The sequence below is a fragment of the Micromonospora arida genome (assembly GCF_042873195.1).
Taxonomy (GTDB): Bacteria; Actinomycetota; Actinomycetes; order Mycobacteriales; family Micromonosporaceae; genus Micromonospora; species Micromonospora arida.
In genome coordinates this window covers 1-9,474 of record NZ_JBIALC010000023.1, presented here as the reverse complement: position 1 = coordinate 9,474, position 9,474 = coordinate 1, and the positions used below count along the sequence as shown (strand labels likewise).

Here is a 9,474-nt window from a genome sequence, read left to right as displayed (position 1 = left end):
GCCCGTTGGGGGGGGGGTGGGGGGGGGGGTGCGGGGGGGTGGGGGGGGGGGGGGGGGGTTTTTTGGGGGGGGTGGGGGGGGGGTTGGGGGGGGCGGGGGGGGGGGGGGGCGGGGGGGGGGGGGGGGGGGCGGGGGCCCGCCGTGCCCGGCTCCGGGCGGTCAGGCTTGATCCCTGCGCCGGGCACGGCGGGCCCCCGCCCCCGTCGTGGTTCCGGGTCGTGCGGGGGGCGCCGCCACCGTCGGTAGGGTGGTATTGATCTTGGTGGTTCTTGGTCGACGTCGGGTCTTCTGTTTGGGTGTGGGTTACCAGCCTCTGGCTTTCCACTGGGGGAGGGCGGGGCGCTCGGCGCCCAGGGTGCTGTCCTTGCCGTGGCCCGGGTAGAACCAGGTGTCGTCGGGGAGCTGGTCGAACAGCTTGTGCTCGACGTCACCGATCAGCGCCGCGAAGCGCTCCGGGTCCTTGTCGGTGTTACCCACCCCACCGGGGAAGAGGCTGTCGCCGGTGAAGAGGTGCGGGGTGCCGGCCGGGTCGCGGTAGAGCAGCGCGATCGAACCCGGGGTGTGCCCCTTGATGTGGATGACCTCCAGCGCGCAGTCGCCGACCGCCACGGTGTCGCCCTCGGCCAGCCGCTCCGCCTCGATCGGCAACCCCGACGCGTCCTCGGCGTGCACCAGCGCCCGGGCGCCGGTCTTGGCGACGACCTCCTCCAACGCCACCCAGTGATCCATGTGCTGGTGGGTCGTCACCACCGCGGTGAGCCCACCGTCACCGATCAGTTCGAGCAGCCGGGGCGCCTCGTTGGCGGCGTCGATCAGCACCTGATCACCGGTGCCCGTGCAGCGCAGCAGGTAGGCGTTGTTGTCCATCGGACCCACCGACAGCTTGCTGATGGTCAGCCCGTCCAGCTCCCGAACCGCCGGTGCGCCGCCGTGCGTGACGTCTCCGCTGTATGTCATGACGTTTCTATATCCATTCCGGTGGAGTAGGCAGGGGACCGTCAGGGGTGACGGAGAGCGGGGCGCCGTCGGCGCGGCCGATCAGCCAAGCGGCGAGGTCGGGGGCGGGGCCGGCGACGATCGGGGCGTTTACCCGCTCCCCGATCACCACCTCATGGTCGCTGCCGTCGAGGCGCAGGACCATCGAGGGCGGTGTCGGCCCCATGCCGTGATGACTGGCCGCCTCCCGCAGCAGACGGTGGGCGAACGTCTCCGACCAGTCCGCGGCCCGGTAGTCGGCGGCCAGATCGAGGTGGTGCACCTCGATTTCCCGCAGCCGGCCCCAGACCAGCAGCGCCGCCGGCCACGGGCCCTTACGCGCCTGCACCGTCGCCGCCCAGGCGTCGGCCGGCATCGCCGCGACCGCCTCGGAGAACAGGTCCGCGGTGCGTCGCAGGTCGTCCAGGTGCGCGGCCGGTGGCCGGCTTGAACCGGCTTCGATGTCCGCGGTGCGGGCGTCCAACGAGGCGTACATCGGCAGCGCCGCCCCGGTGCGGGCCGCGGTGAGCAGGTTGACGAAGCCGTCGGCGTTGCGCGCTACATGCGCCAGCACGTGGCCGCGTGTCCAGCCCGGCAGCAGCGACGCGGCGGCCAGGTCCGCGGTGTCGAAAGAAGCGGCGGTACGCAGTAGACGGCTGGTGGCCGCGTCCACCTCGCCCATCAGCAGCAGCGGATCCGTGGTCACCCGTCGACCCTAGCGGTCCGCCGTCGCGCCGTCGCCGGGGAAATCGCTTTCGGCGCGTCGGCGCGCGACCTACCGTCAGCGGCAGACGCGGCACCGGGACATCGGACGGAGGTGGTGATCATGCCGGACGTGGCACGCGTGTTCCGCCATCACCAGCTTCGACACCGATGAGGATGACATGACGATCGATCTGACCGCCCTCGGCTGGGACGCCGAGCGGACGGCGTACGCCGCGCGCCGCGGCGAGCACCAGCCGGGTCGGGTGGCCCGGGTGGACCGGGGGGTCTGCACGGTGCTCACCGCAGTCGGCCCGGTCCGGGCCAGCCTGGGTGGGGCGGTGCTGACCGTCGCCGCGCGGGACCCGTCCGCGCTGCCCTGCGCCGGGGACTGGGTGCTGCTCACCCACTGGCCGGACCGCCGCGTCACAGTGGAGGCGGTGCTGCCCCGGCGAGGCGCGCTGATCCGACGTACCGCGGGCAAGGACGCCAGCGGCCAGGTGCTGGCCGCCAACCTCGACGCCGCCGCCGTGGTGGAGCCGGTGCACCCCGAGCCGGACGTGGGCCGGATCGAGCGGCTGCTCGCCCTGGCCCACGAGTCCGGCGCCCGGCCACTTGTCGTACTGACCAAGGCGGACCTCGCGGCCGACCCGGCCGCGCTGGCCCGCCAGTTGGCCGCGGTCGCCCCCGGGGTGCCGGTGCTGCCGGTCAGCGCCGAGCGTGGCCTCGGGCTGGAACCGCTGCGCGCCGAGGTGACGCCCGGCCGCACGCTCGGCCTGCTCGGCCCGTCCGGTGCGGGCAAGTCGAGCCTGGTCAACGCCCTCGTCGGCGCGGTGATGATGCCCACCCAGGCGATCCGGCGGGTCGACGGCAAGGGTCGACACACCACCACCTGGCGGGCTCTCGTACCCATCCCCGGTGGCGGTGCGGTGATCGACACGCCCGGTGTCCGGGCGGTCGGCCTGCTGGACGGCGCGGCCGGGCTCGACCGGGCGTTCGCCGACATCGCCGGGCTGGCCGAGGGGTGCCGGTACGCCGACTGCGGTCACGACGGCGAGCCGGCCTGCGCGGTCCGGGAGGCGTTGCACACCGGCGAGCTGTCCACCCGTCGGTGGGAGAGCTGGCGGCGGCTGCAGAGTGAGGTGGCCCACGAGAGCCGACGGCGGGAGACCCGGGTGGCGGCGGAGCGACGCGGCGGGTGGCGGTCGGCCCGACGCCGGGCCGCGCGTCCACCGGCGCCCGGCGGCTACTGACCGGGCGCCCGCCGACGCGGGAGCCCGGGCTTTCCGGTGACGCGCGGTTATGGGTGGCCCGGGCTTCCGGGTGGTGCGGCCGACCGGGCTGAGCTGGGGGAATGTGCGGGCGAGGGAAACTGTCATACCTCGGGGCTAGAGTTGCCGAGGCGTGTTTTCCGCGCCCGCACGACCGCTCAAGACCACCCAGAGCGGGACAGATCCTTCGCTTCGTCTTCTCCCGGGAGTACACGCACCGTGGCCGACCGACTGATCATCCGTGGCGCGCGCGAGCACAACCTGCGTGACGTCAGTCTCGACCTGCCCCGGGACGCACTCATCGTGTTCACCGGGCTGTCCGGGTCGGGCAAGTCGAGCCTGGCCTTCGACACGATCTTCGCCGAGGGGCAGCGCCGCTACGTCGAGTCGCTCTCGTCGTACGCCCGGCAGTTCCTCGGCCAGATGGACAAGCCAGACGTCGACTTCATCGAGGGTCTGAGCCCGGCCGTCTCGATCGACCAGAAATCCACCTCGCGTAACCCGCGCTCGACCGTCGGCACCATCACCGAGGTCTACGACTACCTGCGTCTGCTCTACGCCCGCATCGGTGAGCCGCACTGCCCGGTCTGTGGTGAGCGCATCTCCCGGCAGAGTCCGCAGCAGATCGTCGACCGGGTCCTCGCCATGGCCGAGGGCACCAAGTTCATGGTGCTCGCACCGGTGATCCGTGGCCGCAAGGGCGAATATGTCGACCTCTTCGCCGAGCTGCAGGCCAAGGGCTACGCCCGGGCCCGGGTCGACGGCGTGGTGCACCCGCTGACCGAGCCGCCGAAGCTCAAGAAGCAGGAGAAGCACACCATCGAGGTGGTGATCGACCGACTCACCGTCAAGCCGAGCGCCAAGCAGCGGCTCACCGACTCGGTCGAGGCCGCCCTGGGCCTGTCCAGCGGCCTGGTCCTGCTCGACTTCGTCGACCTTCCCGAGGACGACCCGGACCGCGAGCGCCGCTACTCCGAGCACCTGGCCTGCCCCAACGACCACCCTCTCGCCATCGAGGATCTCGAGCCGCGGGTCTTCTCCTTCAACGCGCCCTACGGCGCCTGCCCGGAGTGCACCGGCCTGGGCACGAAGAAGGAGGTCGACCCCGAGCTGCTGGTCCCCGACCCGGAGCGCAGCCTGCGTGAGGGCGCCATCCAGCCCTGGTCCACCGGGCACAACCTGGAATACTTCCTGCGCCTGCTGGAGGCGCTCGGCGAGGCCCAGCACTTCGACATCGACACGCCGTGGCGGGCGTTGCCGGCGCGGGCACAGAAGACGATCCTGCACGGCTCCGACGACCAGGTGCACGTGCGCTACCGCAACAAGTACGGCCGTGAGCGCTCCTACTACACCGGCTTCGAGGGCGTGGTGCAGTGGATCGAGCGCCGGCACTCCGACACCGAGTCCGAGTGGTCCCGCGACAAGTACGAGGGCTACATGCGCGACGTGCCCTGCGCGGCGTGCGGCGGTGCCCGGCTCAAGCCCGAGGTCCTCGCGGTCACCCTCGCGGGCAAGAGCATCGCCGAGGTCTGCAACCTGTCCGTGGGGGAGTGCGCCGACCTGCTCGCCGGCATCGAGCTGACCGACCGGCAGAAGATGATCGCCGAGCGGGTCCTCAAGGAGATCAACGCCCGGCTGCGGTTCCTGCTCGACGTCGGTCTAGACTACCTCTCCCTGGATCGCCCGGCCGGCACACTCTCCGGCGGTGAGGCACAGCGCATCCGGCTGGCCACCCAGATCGGCTCCGGCCTGGTGGGCGTGCTCTACGTGCTCGACGAGCCGTCGATCGGGCTGCACCAGCGCGACAACCACCGGCTGATCGAGACCCTGATCCGGCTGCGCGGGCTCGGCAACACGCTGATCGTGGTCGAGCACGACGAGGACACCATCCGTACCGCCGACTGGATCGTCGACATCGGGCCCGGCGCGGGTGAGCACGGCGGCAAGATCGTGCACAGCGGCTCGGTGCCGGCCTTGCTGAAGAACAAGGAGTCGATCACCGGGGCGTACCTGTCCGGCCGGCGGTCGATCCCGACGCCGACGGGCCGCCGCCCGCAGGATCCGGCCCGCGAGCTGGTGGTGCACGGCGCGCGGGAGCACAACCTGCGCAACCTGACCGTCTCGTTCCCGCTGGGCCAACTGATCGCGGTCACCGGGGTCAGCGGCTCGGGCAAGTCGACGCTGGTCAACGACATCCTGTACGCGGTGCTGGCCAACCAGATCAACGGTGCCCGGCTGGTGCCGGGCCGGCACACCCGGGTCTCCGGGCTGGAGCACGTGGACAAGGTCGTCGGCGTGGACCAGTCGCCGATCGGCCGGACGCCGCGCTCCAACCCGGCCACCTACACCGGCGTCTGGGACCACGTCCGCAAGCTCTTCGCCGAGACCACCGAGGCGAAGGTGCGCGGGTACGGTCCGGGTCGGTTCTCCTTCAACGTCAAGGGCGGGCGCTGCGAGGCGTGCTCGGGTGACGGCACCATCAAGATCGAGATGAACTTCCTCCCCGACGTGTACGTCCCCTGCGAGGTCTGCAAGGGCGCCCGGTACAACCGGGAGACCCTGGAGGTGCACTACAAGGGCAAGACCGTCTCGGACGTGCTGGAGATGCCGATCGAGGAGGCCGCCGAGTTCTTCTCCGCCATCCCGGCCATCCACCGGCACCTGAAGACCCTGGTCGACGTCGGCCTGGGCTACGTCCGCCTCGGTCAGCCCGCGCCGACCCTCTCCGGCGGTGAGGCGCAGCGGGTCAAGCTCGCCTCCGAGCTGCAGAAGCGCTCCACCGGGCGGACGGTCTACGTGCTCGACGAGCCGACCACCGGTCTGCACTTCGAGGACATCCGCAAGCTGCTGATGGTGCTGGAAGGGCTGGTCGACAAGGGCAACACGGTGATCACCATCGAGCACAACCTCGACGTGATCAAGACCGCGGACTGGCTGATCGACATGGGTCCCGAGGGTGGCCACCGGGGCGGCACCGTGCTCGCCACCGGCACCCCCGAGGAGGTCGCCGAGGTGGCCGAGAGCCACACCGGCGAGTTCCTGCGCCAGGTGCTCAAGCTCGACGGCAAGGCCAAGGGTGCGGCTGCCGCCACCACCCGGGCGGCCAAGGCCAACGGCGTGACCAAGGCGCGGGCCAGCCGTAAGGTGCCGGCCGCCGCGCGCTGACCCTTCTGTGCGTCTACGCGGGGCGGGGCGGGTCGTCAACCGACCCGCCCCGCCCCATTTGCCGGGTCGGACGAGTGCCGCGATGAACCATCCGGCACAGTTGCCCGTGTGGAGAAGTGTGGCCGGCTTTCGACCGGCAGCGGGCTAGAGAGAGGCGAGGCATGAGTGACGATCAGGCGCTGACCGGTCCGGGTACGCAGACACGTCGTACCCTGCTCACCGGCGTCGGGGCGGTCGGCGCAGCCGTTGTCCTGGCTGCCTGCGGCAGCGACGACGGCGGCAACGGCAGCGGCAGTGACGCACCCACCAGTGGTGGCCCCGCCGTACCCAGCACCGGCGACGCCGGCGGCGGCGACCGGCAGAACGCCCAGTCGTTGGCCACCACCGCCGACATCCCGGTCGGAGGCGGCAAGGTCCTCGCCGCCGAAGGCGTGGTCATCACCCAGCCCACGGCCGGTCAGTTCAAGGGCTTCAGCCCGATCTGTACGCACCAGAACTGCCCGGTGACGAACGTCGACGGCGGCACCATCAACTGCACCTGCCACGGCAGCAAGTTCTCGATCGAGGACGGCTCGGTGAAGGCCGGCCCGGCCACCAAGCCGCTGCCGCCCAAGAACATCAAGGTCACCGGCGACCAGATCTCGCTGGCCTGATCCGACGCGGGGCCGGTGGGCCGGCCCGGCCGCCGCACGTTGACCGGCCGGTCGACCCGGCGTCGCGGGATCGACTCGCGTTTCGGGAAGTCGGGGTGTTGGCGGTGTGCCGACACCCCGACTTCCGGGACGCCGAGTGGATCACGCTTGCGATGGGCTGTCGGTGCTGCGGACTAGGCTTGTTGGCGTGGCTGACCCCTCGACCTACCGCCCCGCACCCGGCACCATCCCGGAGCTACCGGGGGTCTACCGCTTCCGCGACGGCACCGGCCGGGTGATCTACGTCGGCAAGGCGCGAAATCTGCGCAGCCGGCTCAACTCCTACTTCGGCGACGTCTGGAACCTGCACGAGCGCACCCGGCAGATGGTCACGACCGCCGAGTCGGTGGACTGGATCACCGTAGGCACCGAGGTCGAGGCGCTCCAGCAGGAGTTCACCTGGATCAAGCAGTACGACCCGCGGTTCAACGTCCGCTACCGCGACGACAAGTCCTACCCCTACCTGGCCGTCACCCTCGACGAGGAGTACCCGCGGCTGCAGGTGATGCGCGGCGCGAAGCGCAAGGGGGTGCGTTACTTCGGTCCCTATTCGCATGCCTGGGCGATTCGGGAGACCCTCGACCTGCTGCTGCGGGTCTTCCCGGCGCGGACCTGCTCTGCCGGGGTGTTCAAGCGGGCCGGCCAGGTCGGTCGTCCCTGCCTGCTGGGCTACATCGGCAAGTGCTCGGCGCCGTGCGTCGGCACCGTCTCCGCCGACGAGCACCGGGCTATCGTCGACGGGTTCTGCGACTTCATGGCCGGGCGCACGGACACCATGGTCCGCAAGATCGAACGTGAGATGACCGAGGCGAGCGAGCAACTGGAGTTCGAGCGGGCAGCCCGGCTGCGCGACGACGTGGCCGCGCTGCGCCGGGCCATGGAGAAGCAGACAGTGGTGCTCGGCGACGGCACCGACGCGGACGTCGTCGCGTTCGCCGACGACCCCCTGGAAGCGGCTGTGCAGGTCTTCCACGTCCGCGACGGCCGGGTCCGCGGCCAGCGCGGTTGGGTGGTGGAGAAGACCGAGGACTTGACCACCGGGGACCTGGTGCACCACTTCTGCACCCAGGTGTACGGCGGCGAGCACGGCGAGGCCGACGTGCCTCGCGAACTGCTGGTCCCCGAGTTGCCCGCGGACGCCGACGCGCTGGCCGACTGGCTCTCCACCCACCGGGGCAGCCGGGTGTCGCTGCGGGTGCCGCAGCGTGGCGACAAACGCTCACTGATGGAGACGGTGGAGCGCAACGCCAAGGACGCGCTGGCCCGACACAAGCTCAAGCGCTCCGGTGACCTGACCACCCGGGGCAAGGCGCTGGACGAGATCAGCGAGGCGCTGGGCATGAGCACCTCGCCGCTGCGCATCGAGTGTTTCGACATCTCCCAGATCCAGGGCACCGACGTGGTCGCCAGCATGGTGGTCTTCGAGGACGGGCTGCCACGCAAGAGCGAGTACCGGCGGTTCATCGTCCGGGGCGCCACCGACGACCTCTCCGCGATGTCCGAGGTGCTCCGGCGCCGCTTCGCCCGCTACCTCGACGCCAGGGCCGAGACGGGCGAGGTGGGCGTGGAGTCGGCCGACGATGCGGCCGCCCCCCAGGACGCCGTCGAGCCGCAGGTCGGCGTCCTGATCGATCCGACCACCGGCCGGCCCCGAAAATTCGCGTACCCGCCACAGTTGGTGGTCGTCGACGGCGGCGCCCCACAGGTCGCGGCCGCCGCGCAGGCCCTCGCCGACCTGGGCATCGACGACGTGGCCCTGTGCGGGCTGGCCAAGCGGCTGGAGGAGGTGTGGCTCCCGGACGACGAGTTCCCGGTCATCCTCCCGCGCACCTCCGAGGGGCTCTACCTGCTGCAACGGGTGCGTGACGAGGCCCACCGGTTCGCCATCACCTTCCACCGGCAGCGCCGCTCCAAGCGGATGACCGAGTCGGCGCTGGATCACGTACCCGGCCTGGGCGAGGTGCGTCGCAAGGCACTGCTGCGGCACTTCGGCTCGCTCAAGCGACTCTCGGCCGCGACGGTCGAGGAGATCACCGAGGTGCCGGGGGTGGGACGGCGCACCGCCGAAGCGATTCTGGCCGCACTGGACAAGGACACGAAGGCAGGCGACGGCGCGGAAGCGAAGCCCAGCACCTGAGCACTGTCGTCGCTTGCCCGGCCGGAGGCGCAGCCGATCGGCTCACGCTAGCTGGTCCTTGCTCGCCCGTGATGGGCAGTCGCGTCCCCATGATCGTGCTCGATCCTGGATGTAGTGGCCTCATGGCATAGGGAGGGGCCTGTTTCCTGGGTCGAGCACGATCATGGGGACGCTAGGTTCCGTACGGCGCACTGCCGGCCGATCCGCGTCACGTTCTGCGCCGCCTCAGACCGCCCCGAGGCGCGCGAACGGCGCAGACCGGCATGATCCACTCGGCTTTCATGAAGTCGGGGCGTCCCCGGCCCCCGGACACCGCGACTTCCAGGAACCCGAGTGGATCACGCCGCTGCGGCCGATGTGTCGCGTTCGCCAGGCCGGCGGGGGTGGGTGGTTTGTCGGGTTTGGTGTCGGCTGTCGGGTGGTCGGGGCCACCCCGTCGGCGGAATCGGCGGCCAGGCCAGGTCGTTATATCTGGCAGACCCACCGCAACAGCCCGGTCATCGGCGCGCCGGCCCCGCCGGGAACACACGCC

General features: G+C 71.2%; 6 protein-coding genes. 4 read left to right on the top strand and 2 right to left on the bottom strand.

Annotated features, from left to right (window positions below; all coding sequences use genetic code 11):
- Positions 1–303: 303 nt before the first annotated feature.
- Both ACFYP0_RS33110 and ACFYP0_RS33105 read right to left on the bottom strand, forming a co-directional pair.
- Positions 304–957: an MBL fold metallo-hydrolase gene (locus ACFYP0_RS33110; RefSeq protein ID WP_355586028.1), complete on the bottom strand. Its 654-nt coding sequence runs from the start codon at positions 955–957 to the stop codon at positions 304–306.
- 7 nt (positions 958–964) lie between these two features.
- Positions 965–1,681, bottom strand: coding sequence for a maleylpyruvate isomerase family mycothiol-dependent enzyme (locus ACFYP0_RS33105; RefSeq protein WP_386998512.1), 717 nt, complete (start codon positions 1,679–1,681; stop codon positions 965–967).
- Between the two features lie 178 nt (positions 1,682–1,859).
- Between ACFYP0_RS33105 and rsgA the strand changes: the two genes are divergently transcribed.
- From rsgA to uvrC, 4 genes are all read left to right on the top strand, one after another.
- Positions 1,860–2,930 (top strand): ribosome small subunit-dependent GTPase A, encoded by a 1,071-nt coding sequence (gene rsgA, locus ACFYP0_RS33100; RefSeq protein WP_386998511.1) that lies wholly within the window; start codon positions 1,860–1,862, stop codon positions 2,928–2,930.
- A 237-nt stretch (positions 2,931–3,167) separates the two neighbouring features.
- Positions 3,168–6,113, top strand: coding sequence for an excinuclease ABC subunit UvrA (uvrA, locus tag ACFYP0_RS33095; protein WP_091408018.1), 2,946 nt, complete (start codon positions 3,168–3,170; stop codon positions 6,111–6,113).
- Between the two features lie 161 nt (positions 6,114–6,274).
- Positions 6,275–6,766, top strand: a complete 492-nt coding sequence (locus tag ACFYP0_RS33090; protein WP_356981296.1) for a Rieske (2Fe-2S) protein — start codon at positions 6,275–6,277, stop codon at positions 6,764–6,766.
- 187 nt (positions 6,767–6,953) lie between these two features.
- Positions 6,954–8,942, top strand: coding sequence for an excinuclease ABC subunit UvrC (uvrC, locus tag ACFYP0_RS33085; RefSeq protein ID WP_356981294.1), 1,989 nt, complete (start codon positions 6,954–6,956; stop codon positions 8,940–8,942).
- Positions 8,943–9,474 lie beyond the last annotated feature (532 nt).

Coding starts and splice junctions, on each gene's coding strand:
- ACFYP0_RS33090 (WP_356981296.1), top strand. CDS start 6,275: ATGAGTGACGATCAGGCGCTGACCGGTCCGGGTACGCAGACACGTCGT.
- rsgA (WP_386998511.1), top strand. CDS start 1,860: ATGACGATCGATCTGACCGCCCTCGGCTGGGACGCCGAGCGGACGGCG.
- ACFYP0_RS33110 (WP_355586028.1), bottom strand. CDS start 957: ATGACATACAGCGGAGACGTCACGCACGGCGGCGCACCGGCGGTTCGG.